The following is a 15,848-nucleotide window of genomic DNA, read 5'->3' as shown; positions in this document are numbered from 1 at the left end:
TCAGTCGCTCCGAATGACGGGGAAGCGCCCCGTTATCGCTGTTCGGTCGATCTGACGCTCACCGGTGAACAGTGGCCTAAGAGCGATATCGTCCCAAATCCTATCCATCAGCATGGGCCAGCGTCGTTGGAAGTCGAAGTAGTGCTGGCAGTGCTCGAGCGAGTAACGGGACGCGTCCTTGAGAGCCACTCGGGCGACCTTGAGGTACTGACCGCCACCTCGCTGCGACAGACCGCGCAAAACAGCGGTCGCCATCGCCCTAAGCGGAACAAAAGAGTCAAGGAAGGGACCCGGATACGGCATCATCGATTCAGGTGTGACCTGCCGAAGGTCGACCTGAGACTTAGCGAACTCCAGCTTGCGGTGCTCGTAGATGAAGCGATAGACGTCTTGGCGGAAGTGCACTGCCGGATTCGCTGGCTGAGGGGGTTGATGGATGACATGCCACTCTCCATCGAGGAAGACATCGCCGCCATGCATCCTAGCGTTGATAACATAGTCGATATCCTCGCCACGCATGACCCAAGGATCGAAGCTGACGTTGCAGAACATGTTCTTGTGCAGTGCCAGGCAGCCGCCGAAAGCGATTGAGCTCGGCTGAATCCTCGGCGGTGCATCGACCTTCGAAAGAGCCTGATTGACGGCATCCTCCTGACGCCAGAATATGTCAGACCAGTGCGGCAGGGTCTGACGCTGATAGCGCCCATCTGCATCCGTGTAGTACCCAGTCTTGGCAAGCACAGGCTTGCCATCGGGCATTTTATCGCCCAGTCCTTCCATTGCTACTTTCAGGAAGTTGGAGTCTGTGATGATCTGGTCGTCATCGAGGAAGACAACACTCTCATAGCCGAGAACCGCAGCCGCCATCAGGCCGACATTGCGCACCGCGCCGTAGCCGACCAGGCTCACTCCATCGATCATGTCGGCGAATTCGAGCTGTTCGAGGCGCCGATGCAGTGACCCAAGTTCAGCTGGGCCGAAGACCAGCGCATCAATCGAGGGGAAGTCCTCCAAAATCTGCCGTACCTTGTCCTCGGCAGCATGCTCGATGCCGGGGTCGGTTGCTGCAACGATAAGCACGACTCGGCCGAGGCCCTCGACTCCCTCTAGGGATCGCAGGCAGTCGGGCAAGGTCCCGTCGGAGTCGATGGGAGTAGGATGATCGTAGACTGTCAAAGGATTCTCAGATATCCGCGCTCTTCGGCGAGTCCAGAACGTCGGTATTATCACGCAGGGTTCCACAGGCACTCCTGGTTCGTCGGGATGGTTCGATTTCTATTCGGTTAATCGATGGAACTCTTCATGTCATGATACCGCCTACCGAGGATGCAGTCAGGCATCCGGGCGATCTTCGCCCGGTGATCCCGGGCGAGTCAGGCAGCGCTGTACGGCCTCTTCCAGGACTCGATAGGGGCGGACGCCGATCAGAAGTTCATTGCAAATCAGTGCCGCCGGCGTCGAATCGACCCCCAAGTCTAACGCAAACTTCCGAAATCGGCTCAGCCTAGCGTCGTACTCGCCGTCATCCCACGCTCTCTTGACCTCGCGCTCCCGAAGTCCATGGCGCTTGCCGATGTCGAGAAGCACCTCTCGGCTGCCGATATCCAGCGCATGCTCGAAATACGCCGAGAAGATTGCTGCGTGTAGCTCCGCGTGAAGTTCCTCCCCGCCATCCCTGCCGATCTCGCTCAGGGCCATAGCCAGGTGAGTGCTTGGGGTGAACTCAGGCATCACCATCTTCGCACCCTCCCCAGCAGCTTGCCGCAGGATGTACTCCACAACTCGTTGGGAGTGCTCGGTGCTTGTCTCGGCGGTGTCCGGGGCGTGTTTCCCGACGGGCATCTGTGGACGCAGCTCGAAGGGGCACCTCACCATTTCGAGGTCGGATTCGCGCTTCAGCCTGTCGAACCTGAACCGGTCGACGAAGCAGAACGGTCAGGTGTAGTCGAAGAAAACCAGCAGACGAGGCTTCATGGTCGCAATCCCACCGATCCCTATCCTGGGGCCAGCTTCACCCTATCTCTTCCGGATCGCCTTGCGTCTAGCAGGGCGCCCTTCGCCGCCTTGAACAGCTGGTCGGCTTGACCAGTGTTTTCAGAAAGCGCCGCTACGCCCACACAGATGGAGGCCGGAGGCTCCGAACGCGTTCCGCCGCCAGATTCTGCTGACGCAGCTGCTATCAAGGTTCTCAGCTTCTCGGCGACAGCGAACGCTGCAGTCTTGCCGGTCGAGGGGAGAATGATGGCGAACTCTCCTCCAGCGATTCTTGCGAGATAGTCGGATTGTCTGACTTCGCCGAGGAGTTCGTCGGCAACGGCCTTGAGCGCCGAATCAGCAGTCGAAGGCATATCTGGGTCTCCGAAGCGCTCGAAGTCGTCGATCGCGATCATCAACAGCGACAGAGCAGCTCCGTACCGCTGTGCCCGCGCAATCTCCTCGTCCAGCCGCGTATCGAATGCACGGCGGTTCCACGCACCGGTGGGTCCGTCGATCAACGAATCCCGCTCCAGCCTTTCGATCGATTCAGCTTGCCGAGTCTTCTCCTGAGGCAGGCACCTCTCCCACTTCGAATGGGAGCGTATGACCGCGGCGGCGTGATCCGCGCACTTAGTGAAGCCGCAGGCTCCACAATCAATCACCTCGGCGATTGAGGCGAATCCACCCCTTCGCAGCTCTTCCTCGATCTGAGCCTGCGGGACCGCGCGCTCAAAGACTGGAATCGGCCGGAAGGATCTGCGCAAATCCACCGAAGGCAAATGTTTCAGAATCTCGCGCGTGCTCAAGCCGGGAGCGGCGTTCTTCTCGCGTTCGGTGGCGATGAGATTTCTCTTCGCGAATCCTGATAGTCGAGGGTTCACCGCAGGTCCGTCGATGCAGCTCTCGCAGTTCAGCATGTCGACGATTGTTGGGGCAGTCTCCCCTCTTGCCATCGCTGACAATAAGGCGTCCAGCTCATTTAGGCCCCGGACAGTCACGACCTGCTCGTCCATCTGACAGTGCTCCTGCAGCGTCTTTCTCGGGAACCCATCGGTCAACGAGATCTCTTTGGTCGGCATCGGTCTTCGCCCTGGCGAACTCGCAGTCGATTTGCTCTGCACCAAAGAGGAATTCTCCGCCAACAAGCACTCCAGTTCGGTGAAGTCGATCGCCACGTCCACAACGTCTCCGAAAGCCGGGTCGAATATCTCGTCTTTCCGCGCGTAGCATGGCGAGGCATAGACAACCGCTAGGTCTTCGTCGTACATCGCTCGAACGAGATGGGCCTGCGCAATGTACGGCGGCAATATGGGAGCTAGCGCCTTGCTCATGCCAGGGTGGAACTTGCGGATCCAATCGACCGCCACCGGACACGTCGACCGTAGAAGAAAAGCTCCTGTTTGTCGCGAGTGGGTCTTCTCATACTCTGCTGCCACCAGCTCCTCGCCCAGCAAAGTGCTCTCAACACTGTAGAACCCAAGGTTGAGCAGCGCCTGCTCAACTTCGATTGCCGAGCGCGGATGCAGCGCCGCAAGGTATTCCGTGGCCAACACTATGACGACCTTGTTCCCACTACCAAGAAGATCGCGGACCTTCGGCAGATCGTCCCTTACAGTGAACCTGCCCCGGGGACACCCCTGAACGCACATCCCACACTTTACGCAGCGCTCTTCGATGACTCGAGCACCGCCCTCTGCGACACTGATTGCATCGGCGGGACACGCCCTAACGCAGCCAAAACAGTGTTCACAGCTACCGACAGATTTGGCGAAGAGGAAGGCGTCCGGCGTCCGGACTTGCGGGCTGCCTACCTCAAATTGAAGTTCGGCATCCGCAGGTCCAGGCATCCAGAACCCTGCTCTAACTGATCTCACCGCACGCTCATCCCTTGTCGATCAAACCTGTGCGCCTCAATGTGGAGTAGAGTGGCCAGCCTAGGCCATACACCACTACCGCCTGTCCAATCCCAACCGAGGCGACTCCTAGTAGATACATCCCCAGCCAGCTCCCTTCCAAATCCAAGCCGAGCACAGGAACTGTGTAAAGCCCCATGCCGGCCAACAGTATAGGAAGATAGGCTGGCACAATCAGCGCATTGCTGACCACTGGTCCTAGCATAGCCAAAAGTGGCTTCCCGCGCATCTTCCAAGCCCAGGTGGCCCCCAGTAGCGTGGCGAGGGACCCGAATCCTACATCCAGCAGGGCTATAGGCCCCACCTGCGTGATGAGGTAGGCATTGGCAACAGCGGTTCCAATGGTCAGGCCAGGAATAGCCGCAGGCGTGAAGAGGGCGAGCACCGTCAGAGCCTCGCTAAGCCTGAACTGAACGAGTCCCCATCCCAAATACATGGGAAGGTTGAGAATCGCGAGGGTGAGTGCCGCATACAAAGCAGCGATGACCCCAGCTTGGGCCAAGAATCGGGAACGCATCAACGGGCCAGCCTTTCTTCGGGTTTTTGGGATTGTATCCGGGAACCGGCGAGTGTCCGATTTCCAGGACCCCATCATACCCGACCACGGGGCAATCTTAGAATGAAGACGCTCCCAACCCCGAGTGTGCTCTTGACTTCGATTGTTCCGCCCAATCCATCGATGATGGTCTTTGCAATCGGAAGACCCAGGCCAAAGCCGCCCGATCCCTGGGAACGCGAGATATCGGTTCGGTAGAATCGCTCGAATATGCTTGGGATATCCTCTTCAGATATGCCGATGCCAGTGTCTGACACCTCTATCACGATGGCCCCACGCTTGCACCTTGTCTGCAGGCTAACTGTGCCCTTCTGCGTGTACTTGGCGGCGTTGTCGAGCAAGATGGAGATGGCGTCTTCGATACGATCAGGATCCCCAACCATCATCAACCGACCTTCATCGGGGCCAACAAACTCCAGTCCCTTGGACATATATCTCGTGGCCGCAGCAGCTAGTATCTCCCTACATCTGGCGTTCAGATCAAAGCGCACGTTACTGATGCGCAAGGTCCTTTCGTCACGCACGAGGGCGAGAAGATCCTTCGATAGGCGAGCCATCCTGCCGGACTCCCTATCTATGGCAGCTATCGCTTCGGCCTGCACATCCGGATCGCTGTGGCCCCACTCTCTGAGGATGCTGGTGTAGCCCCTGATCCCAGCGACAGGCGTCGCGAGTTCGTGCGAGGCATCTGCGATGAAACGCGACTGAGCCTCCGATTTCCTCTGCAACCTGTCTAACAACGAGTTCAGGGAGCGAGCCAGCGCGGTTATCTCATGATCCCCCTCTTCAGGGAGGCGCACATCCAGCTTGCCGGTATCGATAGCGTCGGCAGCAATGCGCAGATTCTTGACGAGCCGCAGCACCCACGCCATGCTGTACTGCATTATCAGGATCATGGTGATGATCGACACCAGTGCCAAGACCGACATCGGCGGCCTGATCGCATCGATGATCTGCTCCTCGCGAGTCGAATAAGAAACGATGTCGAGAACCCCCCGGGAGCCGTCTGGCATCTCGATGGGGACGTGTGCAACATAGACTGGCAGGATCGCCTGCGTTAGGAGTCCACGCAGAGGCGCCTCTTCGGTTAGGGTCAAAAACTCGATCGAGCTGCCCCTCATGGCCGGCGCCCTGGACTGCTCGAGTCCCTCGACCTCGGTGGCGGTGTTCTCCCATACAAGATCAAGGTTCTGGTCGTACAGGGCGACCCGCACTTCTGGTACGGCCTCGCCAATTCGAACTCGCTCCAGGTATAAGGCCAGCTCGGCGTGAGAGGCCGCGCTTGGGTCAAGCTCAGCGGCTTCCTCGGCGAAGAGGCGGAGATGTAATTCTACGGTGCCCGTCAGACCATGAGCCATCTGCTGGAAACCGGTTTCGGCTACCCGGGTCATCCCGTCGTAAACGATCGTATAGGTGAGCAGCAGGATTCCGCCCAGGGTAAGGAGCGAGAACAGTACCGAGACTGCTAGCAGGCGTACCCTCAGTGTGAAGCGATGCACGCCATCAGCCTTTTGCGAAGAAGTAACCGACGCCTCGGATGGTCTGGATGATCGTGTTGTTGTGGTCCCCGATCTTGTTGCGAAGGTGGCAGACGAACACCTCGATGACATTGCTGTCCATCGAGTGTTGCCCTCCCCAGACCGACGTGATGATCTCGTCCCTCGAGATCACCCTGCCGGCGTTTGCGACTAGATAACTGAGCAGATCGTACTCTTTCGCGGTGAGGTCTAGGGGCTCTCCGTGCACCGTGGCCCGCCTAGAATCGGGATCCATGGCCACACCTGAAGCCTCCAACAAGGATGATCCGCGGACGTGCTCTGAGCGCTTCAGCAATGCTCGAACCCTAGAGAGGAGCTCGCTCATCTCGAACGGCTTTCGAAGATAGTCATCTGCTCCAGCATCGAAGCCGGTGACCAGATCGCTGGCTTCCGAAAGTGCAGTGAGCATTAGTATAGGAACCTCGTTGCCGCTCTCACGTATCTTGCTGGCTACTTCGAGTCCGCCGATACCGGGGATCATGAGGTCCAAGATGACGATGTCGGGGGATTCATTTTCGACGGCTGTCAGTGCCGCATGTCCGTCGGAGACCTTTACCACCGAGTATCCCTGATGGCTCAGCTCAAGCTCTACAGAGCCAGCTATCGTGTAGTCGTCCTCGACCAAAAGTACCTTTGCATCGCCCATCTCGGCTGCACCTCCACGTCGCCTCTAAAGAGATGTTATCACCAGATGCCGTGCTGGCAGCAAGATTCAGGGCAAGAGCGCTTCGGCAATCTGCACGGCATTGAGGGCGGCACCCTTCCGAAGCTGGTCGGCGACGACCCACATCGCAATCGAGTTCGGAGCGGAGCCATCGAGGCGCAGTCGGCCGACATACACATCGTCGCTACCCATCAGCATCGCCGGCATCGGATACTCAAGGCTCGCCGGGTCATCCAGCAGGGTTACGCCGGGGGCCTCGGCAAGCGCGCTACGCACGTCGGCCAGCGAAACCTCACTCTCGAATTCAACATTGATGGACTCGCTGTGACATCTCAGGACGGGAACCCTCACGCAGGTCGCGCTCACTTGTAGGTGCGGTGCGTGCATGATCTTCTGTGTCTCGACGACCATCTTCCACTCTTCCTTCGTGGAGCCGTCCTCGAGGAAGACGTCTATCTGCGGGATGCAGTTGAATGCGATCCTGTGTGCGAACTGTGAGACCGTGAGGTCCGCTCCACCCAGGAACTGGCCTGTCTGCGCGTAGAGCTCGTCCATGGCCGCCTGACCGGCGCCACTGGCAGCCTGATAGGTCGAAACGACCACTCGCTTAATCCGAGCCAATCTGGTCAGCGGTGCAAGCGTCACGACCATCTGGATGGTCGAACAGTTGGGGTTCGCAATCACCCCGCTGTGCAGCGCGATGTCCTCGGGGTTCACCTCCGGCACCACCAGCGGCACATCCGCATCCATACGAAACGCCGAGGAGTTATCAATCATCACCGCACCCGCACCAGTCACCGCCTGCCGAAACTCCTTGCTGACCGAAGCTCCAGCGCTGAAGAGCGCGATGTCGACACCCTCAAAGCTTCCCGGAGTCATCTCCCCAACGGTAAGCGTCGTATCACCGAATGGCAGAACGCGCCCTGCCGATCGCGCGGAGGCGAGAGCCCTCACCTCTGTAGCCGGAAAGTTTCGCTGGACCAGAATGTCGAGGATCTCGATGCCTACTGCACCTGTTGCGCCGGCGACAGCGACTACCGGCGAAGCGGGCATCCTGCGGTCCCAGATCATTTCAGGCTTCCTTGTCGTGGACAGAGCCTGCCTCGGCAGCAACCTGATCTCTTGCGAGCCCGAACGAGTCGTGCAAAGCGCGCACAGCGATTTCTGTCTGGTCTTCGGCGATCACGCACGAAATCCGGATCGACGAAGTCGAGATCATGTCGATGTTGACTTCCGCATCCGCCAGGGCGGCGAACATCTGAGCCGCCACGCCCGGGTGCGTCTTCATCCCAGCACCCACCAGCGAGATCTTTGCGATCGACTCATCGACGTTCCAAGATGGTGCACTGAGCTTGTTCGCAATCTGCTCGGTGCTACAGCGCGCCTTAGGCAGATCGTCCTTGGGCACGGTGAAAGAGATGTCCGTCGTTCCTTGTTCGGAGACGTTCTGGATGATCATGTCGACGTTGACGCCCGCCTCGGCCAGTGCTCCGAATACCGTCGCAGCGACTCCCGGGGTATCCGGCACCGCGCGTATCGTGACCTTCGCCTCGGATATGTCGTGTGTGACTCCCGAGATGATCGCCATCTCCATCTGGTCCTCGACCTCCTTCACGATCGTTCCTGCAGACTCAGTGAAACTCGAACGGCTATGGATGACCACGCCGTGATTGCGCGCGAACTCTACGCTCCGAAGCTGCAATACGCGGGCCCCGGAAGCCGACATCTCCAACATCTCCTCGTACGAGATCACATCGAGCTTGCGTGCGTCTGGGACGATCCGAGGATCGGCAGTGAATATCCCGTCCACGTCCGAGTATATCTCGCAACTGTCTGCACCAATGCCGGCTGCGACCGCTACCGCAGTGGTGTCCGAGCCTCCGCGCCCCAGTGTGGTGATATGTCCGTCCGAGGTCATGCCCTGGAACCCGGCCACGATCACAATCCGGCCTTCATCCAGCGCATCTCCGATACGATCGCCGCGAATCTCCTTGATCTTGGCCTTCGTATGTCCCGAATCGGTGACAATCCCGATCTGTGGTCCCGTGAACGAGATGGCCTCATGTCCCAGCGAATGGATCGCCATCGCAAGCAGCGCGATCGTGACCTGCTCGCCGGTGGCAAGCAACATGTCCATCTCGCGTTCGTGCGGGACTTCGGTAATCTCCTTCGACAGCGCAACCAGCTCGTCGGTCACATCTCCCATCGCCGAGACGACCGCAACCACGCGATCCCCCGCCTGCTTGCGCAAGATCAGCCTCCGGGCAACCGCAAGGATCCGCTCGGGTGATTGAACCGAGCTGCCTCCGAACTTCATCACGACAAGGGCCATCCGCTGCTCTCCATCTTCAAGTACCGCTGCCGAGGAGACAGCGCAAGACCGTCGACGTACCTACATGGGTGCTGCCCCAGTGTAACACTGCACGAACGATGTGCGGCACATCAGCGTCGGATGATGCCCATCTGTTGAGCCACACTCGTCATCCGATGCGACATGGCCAAGGTTGCCTCGGAATGATACTGCTCGAGTAGAGAGGGTCCCGACATCCTCTCCATGATGTCGTCGATGACCTGGAGAGCCGAACGATAGTCCTCATGGCTGGGGGAGGCCCCTCCGTTCTGTAAAATCGAGGGCCGCCCCTTGTTGATTCTGAATGGCAGATCCGAGAGCGCAAATGCTGCATTTATCTCGGTTTCAGCCCTGCTGGCCATCCGAGGTCCCGCAAGTCGAGAAAAGCTGGACACGAGCCCCTCCGCTAGAACTATGAACGTCGCACCCGCTTCTTCAGGGCCGATATCATCGACTCCTGCGGCGCTGCCTGATTCGCTTCCGTCCGACTCGATCATCTCGACGAACGATGCAACGATATCTGGGTCGAAATGAGTACCTGCACTCCGCTGTAGCTCCCGTATCGCGTCTTCGAAAGCGCGAGCCGCCCTATATGGCCGATCCGCAGTCATCGCCTCGAAAGCATCGGCAACGCTTAGGACTCTGGCCAGAAACGGAATCTCGTCCCCTTTCAGTCCCGCCGGATAGCCGGTACCATCCCATCGCTCATGGTGATGGCGCACGATTGGCGCCACAGACCACGGGAACCCGACCGGCTTGAGTATGTTCGCGCCGATCAGCGGATGATGCCGCATCTCGGCCATCTCCCCTTCGGACAAGATCCCCGGCTTGGACAGAATATGCTCCCTGATACCAATCTTGCCGATGTCGTGCAGGTAAGCGGCGATCTCAAGTGCCAATTGCTGATCCCGCGAGAACGTCATGTGTTGCGCGATCTTTGTCGCATACTGAGCCACTCGATCCGAGTGACCTTTAGTGTACGGGTCCTTCGCATCAACCGCCGCTGCAAGTGAGCGCACCGTGGAGAGATAGGAGTCCTCCAGCGTTTCGACCAACTCGATATTGCCGATGGCGATGTTCGCATGATTGGCAATTGTTGACATCAACCGAACATCATCGCCAGAGAACCGAGAGTCCTGACTCGAGAACCCGATTGTGATGGCCCCAAAGGTTCCCTCTGAGGAGATGAGGGGAACGCACATGGCTGCCAAAGCGCCGGTCAAGGTTTCATGTCGGTCCGCCAAGCGGGTGTCAGTGGGGTTGAAAATCAAAGGACGACCTTCACGCACCACCCAGTCCGACAAGGACGACCTCAGGGCTTCTGTTCCCGGAGGTTCTCTGTCGCCTCCACGCCATGCCTTGAGCTCCAGTTGGCCGGTCTGCCTATCGACTAGCGCAATGTACCCGAGATCGGCGCGGAACACCTGTAGGGACGAATCGAGGACGTAGTCCAGCAGGGTGGACATGTTCAAGGTGGAGCCCAGCGATTTGCTCATCTCATAGAGAAGGGCGATTTCCAGCATCCGCTTGGTCAAGGATTCGGTGCGCTCACGAAGAGAGTCCGTCATGTCATTGAACGACGCCGCTAGCTCCTCGATCTCAATCGATCCTTCGGTCTCGATTCGAGTGCTGAAGTCGCCTTCAGCGATCCTTTTCGCTCCACTTGTCAGCTTCTTCAAAGGCGTCGATACTCTGCCGTCCATCCAATAGCCCAAGGCGGTGATCGCTACCAGGGCTATGGCTGCCCAGAGTGCGACCAAAGCCACCGTCACGTTGCGGGTCTCCTCACTCAATGCCAAGCTTGTGACGGTGACTAGATGGGCTCCCGGTATCGCATGAGCCGCGTCTTTCATGGAGATGTTCGCCGCAGTAACGCTATAGACTCCATACGGGGTCCTCAGGGTCTCGTGACCCGGGTCTGCAGAAACGTTCTCGATGGCCTCCAGGATCGCCGGATCACGCTGCAAGAACGCTTGCTCGATAGCACGGGATTCGTCGAGTCCGACCAGCGAGGCATCGTCTACGAAATAGGCCACGGGCCTCAAACGGTCATCGTATACTGCTGTGGACTCACCGGTACCGCCTGCGATCTGCTTGAGGATCTCGGAGTCAAGCACGTGAACCAGACGTAGTTCGTAGGAGTATCCGCCGGTGATAATTGGACGGCTTGCTGTCACAATCATTCGGCCGTCCCCCGCAGTCCTGAATGCGGGTTCGGTATCGATCGTATGCCGATCTAGCGATGCTCCTTCATCGATAGATCGGAGCCCCGTGGCGCCGACTTGGCTTGACGCCAACTTATCGCCAGCACCGCTCCATAACTCCAAGTAGTCGCAGTGAACTGTGACAGCCAGTGCCTCGAGGATCTCGGTTGTCCGCTCTTCATCGCCATCTGCTATCGCTGCTATCAGCTCATCATTGGTGGAAAGCAGGTCAAGGGAGTACTCCATGTGTTTCACATGGGTAGCAAAACCCTCCACGGTATCGAGCATTCGGTATTCGGCGACCTGGTCAACCCAGCGATCGGTCACGCTCGAAACCGAATATACGGCCATCACCGTGACCATGATCCCAGCGATGATGGCGGCTGTTACCAGAGGCCACACGATCTGTGAATGCAGTTTTCTGCCGAAGTTCGGAAAAGCCATCGAACCACCATCGGTGTGCAATCGAACTTACCTATGCCGTCCCAGCATACGCGATGCCACAAACACTATACCCACGCTAGGTCCCTGCTCCCATCGATTCTATCGGAATCAACGATGCGATGCTTGACAAGGACCCTACATTTCCCGGCGTGCCTCAAGGGCCCTACCGAGCGTCAATTCGTCCGCATACTCAAGGTCGCCGCCCACCGGAAGCCCTAAAGCAATCCGAGTCACCCTGACATCGAGAGGCGCTAGTATCCGAGCCAGGTAGAGAGCTGTCGTCTCCCCCTCGACGTTAGGGTTCGTTGCGAGCAGTATCTCTGCGACGTCACCGTTTGAGATTCGATCGAGCAATCCCTTGATCCGAAGATTCTCTGGACCCACACCGTCAACGGGGGAGATCGCACCATGGAGCACGTGGTATGTACCACGGATCTCGCCGGTGCGCTCTATCGCCATCACATCCCGAGGCTCCTCGACGACACAGATCAAAGTTGAGTCGCGACCGGCATCCATGCACACTCCACACAGTTCGCCTTCGGCGAAATTGAAGCACCTGGAGCACAATCTGATGTTGTGCTTCACGTCCACTAGAGCCTTCGCCAGATCTTCGATGTCGCCTTGGTTTGCGCGGAGCACGTGGTAGGCGATTCTCTGGGCGGACTTGGGCCCGACGCCCGGAAGTCGCTCCAGCTCAGTGATGAGTCGGGCGATCGTGTCGGCGTACTTCATGCCTACATCAGGCCCGGAATATTCAAGCCCCCGGTGACTTCGGACATCCTGCGGCTGGCAAGCTCCTGGGCCTGCCGAGTAGCCTCGCCGACCGCAGCGACTATCATGTCCTCTAGCATGGTCACGTCATCGGGATCCATCGCCGCGGGATCGATGGTGATTCCCTTTAGGCTGAGGTCGCCGGTCATCACGACCTTCACCATGCCGCCTCCCACCGAGGCTTCCACCGATTCCTCGGCGAGCTCCGCTTGGACGCGGGCCATATCCTGCTGCATCTTCTGCGCCTGCTTGAGCATGTTACCCATGTTCGGTTTCATCGCTATCCTTCTTCCTTCTCTTCGGGGTGTGGGTGCTCCGCTATCATCTGAGCGCCCAGTTGGGCCATCAACATCTGCTCTACCTCGGACTCAATGACATTCTCCGAGCTTGAGGTTACCTCTGGGTTTGGCGCCGACGGTGGGGCCTCTGCCCGGGGTGGCGGTGCAGGCGACGAGAGTTCCGTCTTGGCCGAAGGCGAGGCGGTAGTCTGGACTTCGGCCTTGGCCGGCGCGACTTCGGCCTTCGAAGGCTTCACGGGCTCCGCAGCTGGCCTTACCGGTCCGCGACCCAGCTGGTATCGCAGTGGCGGGACGCTTCCGAAGACTTTCCCGAGTGCCGCGAGCAACAGTTGGCGTGTATCGGGATTGCCGGCCATATCCATGGTGTATCTGCCGTCGGCGGGGAATTCGATGACGATCGTCTTACCATCCGGATCCATGTCGACCTCGGTGTTGGCGAAGATCTGCGACCGGGAAGGCTTCAAGCGCTTGATCTCGGCCACAACTGCAGGCCAAGCGCGCTTCACGTGCGCCCTGTCGACCGGAGCCACGGGGGTGACAGGCGGAGCGGGGGCGGGGCTAGAGGCGACTGCTGCGGGGGTTGCGGCGGCGGGCTTTTCAGCGGCGGCGGGGGGAGCGGACGGCGGAGCAGGTGCGGGCGCGGCGGGTGCGCGTGTCGCGATCGAGCCGGTCTCCAGGGCCTCCACCCGCTCGGCGAGTGCCTCGAGCGTCAGGTCGCCATCGGGGCTGGCCATGCGCGTCAGCGAGACTTCGAGCGTGAGGCGCGGATTGCTCGACCACCTGATCTCCCCGGCCAACACGCCGAGAAGGTCGAGTATCCTGACAAGGCGCGTGGAGCCCAATCCGCGGGCTTGCGTCGTCAGGCGTGCGAGCTGGTCGGTGGTGGTGTCGACTATGCCGGAAGCGTCGCCGGCCACGGAAGTCACATACAGGTCGCGCACGTGAGCTGTGAAGTCGCGGACGAATTCGGTCATGTCCACGCCTGCCTCGGCGATGCGCGCGACGAATCGGAACGCCGCGACGATATCGCGGTGCGTGACGATGTCCGCGAGCTCGAAGAGCAGCGCCACATCGACCTCGCCCAGCAGCTTCTCCACGTCTTCGAGCGTGATGCTCTTGCTGGTGAACGCCGAGAGCTGCTCGAGGGTAGTAATCGCGTCGCGCATCCCACCGGCCGCATGCCGGGCGATCAGCATCAGCGAGCCTTCCGCGACGGTGATCCCCTCCTTGGCGCAGATGTGCTCCAAGCGACCGACGATATCCTCCACGCCGATCCGGTGGAAGTCCAGCCTCTGGCAGCGCGAGTGGATGGTATCGGGCACCTTGTGCGGGTGCGTCGTGCACAGCACGAACACCGTATGCCGAGGCGGCTCCTCCAGCGTCTTGAGCAGCGCATTGAACGAGTGGTTCGAGAGCATGTGGACTTCGTCGATGATGTAGACCTTCCACGTGCCCCGGATCGGCGCGTAGGCCAGTCGACCGATGATCTCCTCGCGCACGTTGTCCACCTGCGTACGCGACGCGGCATCGAGCTCGTAGACATCCGGGTGCCGGCCTTCGGCGATATCGCTGCAATCCTGGCAGGTCGCGCCGCCATCTGCCGAGAGACCCGTGGGACAGTTGAGAGCTTTGGCCAGGATGCGGGCGACCGTGGTCTTGCCGGTGCCTCTGGGGCCAGTGAACAGGTATGCGTGCGCGACGGCTTCCTCGGCGAGTGCGTTGGTCAGCGTGCGAACCACGTGCTGCTGCCCGACGACATCACCGAAGCCCTGCGGGCGATACGTGCGGTAGTAGGACTGGTGGGTCACTTGAGGCCTTTCAGGGATCGACGAAATGGCCATCACAGTATACCCCTCGGATGTGACACGAGGCACGATCTCAATGCCCTCGGGTGGATCCCGGACACCCAGCAGAGGCCGCTTATGGCTGCTTCCTTCCGGATCTGACCAGGTTCACAGCTTGCCACCGTCCGGGACCCGCCCGAAGGCATCGGCGTGATGGTTGATCGGGAGGGTGATGGTGGCCAGAGGCGGACTTGAACCGCCGACACGCGGATTTTCAGTCCGCTGCTCTACCAACTGAGCTACCTGGCCCCGTCCGACGCCGGACTATAGTAGCCGCATACGGGGACCGGGGTCAAGGAAGCGACTCGCGATCTGGGTGTGCGACGATGTCAGGTGTGCCTTCGAAGTTCTGCATGTGCTGATACCAGAACCCGGATGGCGGATCGCAGAAGGAAGATGACCAGGAAAGAAGCAACAAGCAGATCCGGCCATCGTGATTCCGTCGCCCATACACCTGCAGCAGCAACGAAAACCGAGATGTTTGCAACGATGTCGTTGCGGGAACACTCCCAGACCGAGCTCATGTTGATATCCTCAGTCTTGTGGCGCCACAACAACGCGAGGCATGCACCGTTAGCTGTCAGTGCGATCAGACTGAAGATTCCCATCACCTCGAACAACGGGACGGTGGGGTCCGCAAGCCTGTACACGATCTGGCCCAGTACAGCGAGTGCCGCCAGGAGGATCAGAAGTCCTTTGAAGTAGGCGATACGAGCCTTTATGCGAAGACCGAGACCGACCGCCCAAAGACTGAGACCGTACGTCAAGGCGTCACCGAGATTATCCAGGCTGTCCGCCAACAGCGCCGAAGATCCAGCGTAGAGTGCAGCCGCGACGATCACGAGGAACATCACCGCATTGATTGCGAGAACGATCTTCAGCGTTCCGCTCTGTCGCTCCCGTAATTTCTCAAGCTCGGAACCTTTGTCACAGCACTCTCCCATAACCCGCTCCTCTCGATGCGTACTGAGAAGTCCTCTGTGTTTCCCGCACCATCTGTGCCCCAATGAAACCCGCAGCGAGCACCAAGCCCATCGTACCATTGCCGTTGCTCACTGGATAGCCCTCGGGGCGACGCAAAAGTGTGGGCGCGTCTTAGCTTGCGCTCGTATATCCTCTTAGTGTATGCTAAGCACCACAAGCCGTTCCGCCGAGAGGAGCTACCGTGTCACTAGCCGATTGCCCCATCGCCACCGAATGCGTGGTCACATCGATAAGCCCCACCGCCGAAGGCGAATCATTCCGGTTCGTCGGCGTCAACGAAGGCGTCACTGCCCGAGTGATGGCC

At 59.3% G+C, this 15,848-nt stretch carries 13 protein-coding genes, 1 tRNA gene and 1 other RNA gene; all 15 read right to left on the bottom strand.

Annotation, left to right across the window (positions count from 1 at the left end; genetic code table 11):
- Positions 1-1,230, bottom strand: a complete 1,230-nt coding sequence (locus M1617_07015; protein MCL5888019.1) for a hypothetical protein — start codon at positions 1,228-1,230, stop codon at positions 1-3.
- Positions 1,231-1,332: 102 nt separating this feature from the next.
- Positions 1,333-1,875 carry a DsbA family protein gene (locus tag M1617_07010; GenBank protein ID MCL5888018.1) on the bottom strand — a complete coding sequence of 181 codons (543 nt, stop codon included), beginning with the start codon at positions 1,873-1,875 and terminating at the stop codon, positions 1,333-1,335.
- Between the two features lie 119 nt (positions 1,876-1,994).
- Entirely contained in the window at positions 1,995-3,851 is a 1,857-nt protein-coding gene (locus M1617_07005) for a diguanylate cyclase (protein ID MCL5888017.1), read from the bottom strand.
- A 7-nt stretch (positions 3,852-3,858) separates the two neighbouring features.
- On the bottom strand, positions 3,859-4,407 hold the full coding sequence (locus tag M1617_07000) for a QueT transporter family protein (GenBank protein ID MCL5888016.1): 549 nt from the start codon (positions 4,405-4,407) through the stop codon (positions 3,859-3,861).
- A gap of 74 nt (positions 4,408-4,481) precedes the next feature.
- The gene (locus M1617_06995) at positions 4,482-5,945 is read right to left on the bottom strand and encodes a HAMP domain-containing histidine kinase (GenBank protein MCL5888015.1); all 1,464 of its coding nucleotides are present in this window, start codon (positions 5,943-5,945) and stop codon (positions 4,482-4,484) included.
- 4 nt (positions 5,946-5,949) lie between these two features.
- Positions 5,950-6,630, bottom strand: coding sequence for a response regulator transcription factor (locus tag M1617_06990; GenBank protein MCL5888014.1), 681 nt, complete (start codon positions 6,628-6,630; stop codon positions 5,950-5,952).
- A gap of 66 nt (positions 6,631-6,696) precedes the next feature.
- Positions 6,697-7,719: an aspartate-semialdehyde dehydrogenase gene (locus M1617_06985; protein MCL5888013.1), complete on the bottom strand. Its 1,023-nt coding sequence runs from the start codon at positions 7,717-7,719 to the stop codon at positions 6,697-6,699.
- 1 nt (position 7,720) lies between these two features.
- On the bottom strand, positions 7,721-8,980 hold the full coding sequence (locus M1617_06980; GenBank protein MCL5888012.1) for an aspartate kinase: 1,260 nt from the start codon (positions 8,978-8,980) through the stop codon (positions 7,721-7,723).
- A gap of 110 nt (positions 8,981-9,090) precedes the next feature.
- The gene (locus M1617_06975) at positions 9,091-11,646 is read right to left on the bottom strand and encodes an HD domain-containing protein (GenBank protein ID MCL5888011.1); all 2,556 of its coding nucleotides are present in this window, start codon (positions 11,644-11,646) and stop codon (positions 9,091-9,093) included.
- Between the two features lie 135 nt (positions 11,647-11,781).
- Complete coding sequence (gene recR / locus M1617_06970) at positions 11,782-12,378, bottom strand: recombination mediator RecR (protein MCL5888010.1); 597 nt, start codon at positions 12,376-12,378, stop codon at positions 11,782-11,784.
- A gap of 2 nt (positions 12,379-12,380) precedes the next feature.
- Entirely contained in the window at positions 12,381-12,695 is a 315-nt protein-coding gene (locus tag M1617_06965; GenBank protein MCL5888009.1) for a YbaB/EbfC family nucleoid-associated protein, read from the bottom strand.
- A 2-nt stretch (positions 12,696-12,697) separates the two neighbouring features.
- Positions 12,698-14,557, bottom strand: a complete 1,860-nt coding sequence (dnaX, locus tag M1617_06960; GenBank protein MCL5888008.1) for a DNA polymerase III subunit gamma/tau — start codon at positions 14,555-14,557, stop codon at positions 12,698-12,700.
- A 41-nt stretch (positions 14,558-14,598) separates the two neighbouring features.
- Positions 14,599-14,698: signal recognition particle sRNA small type (ffs, locus tag M1617_06955), an RNA gene on the bottom strand.
- A gap of 35 nt (positions 14,699-14,733) precedes the next feature.
- Positions 14,734-14,809 (bottom strand) — tRNA-Phe (locus M1617_06950).
- Positions 14,810-14,889: 80 nt separating this feature from the next.
- Positions 14,890-15,504: a cation transporter gene (locus tag M1617_06945; GenBank protein MCL5888007.1), complete on the bottom strand. Its 615-nt coding sequence runs from the start codon at positions 15,502-15,504 to the stop codon at positions 14,890-14,892.
- Between the last annotated feature and the right edge of the window lie 344 nt (positions 15,505-15,848).

This window comes from Actinomycetota bacterium, assembly GCA_023488435.1.
Taxonomy (GTDB): Bacteria; Actinomycetota; Coriobacteriia; order Anaerosomatales; family UBA912; genus UBA912.
Note: the sequence above shows the minus strand (reverse complement) of the source record. Positions and strands in the feature narration are given on the sequence as shown.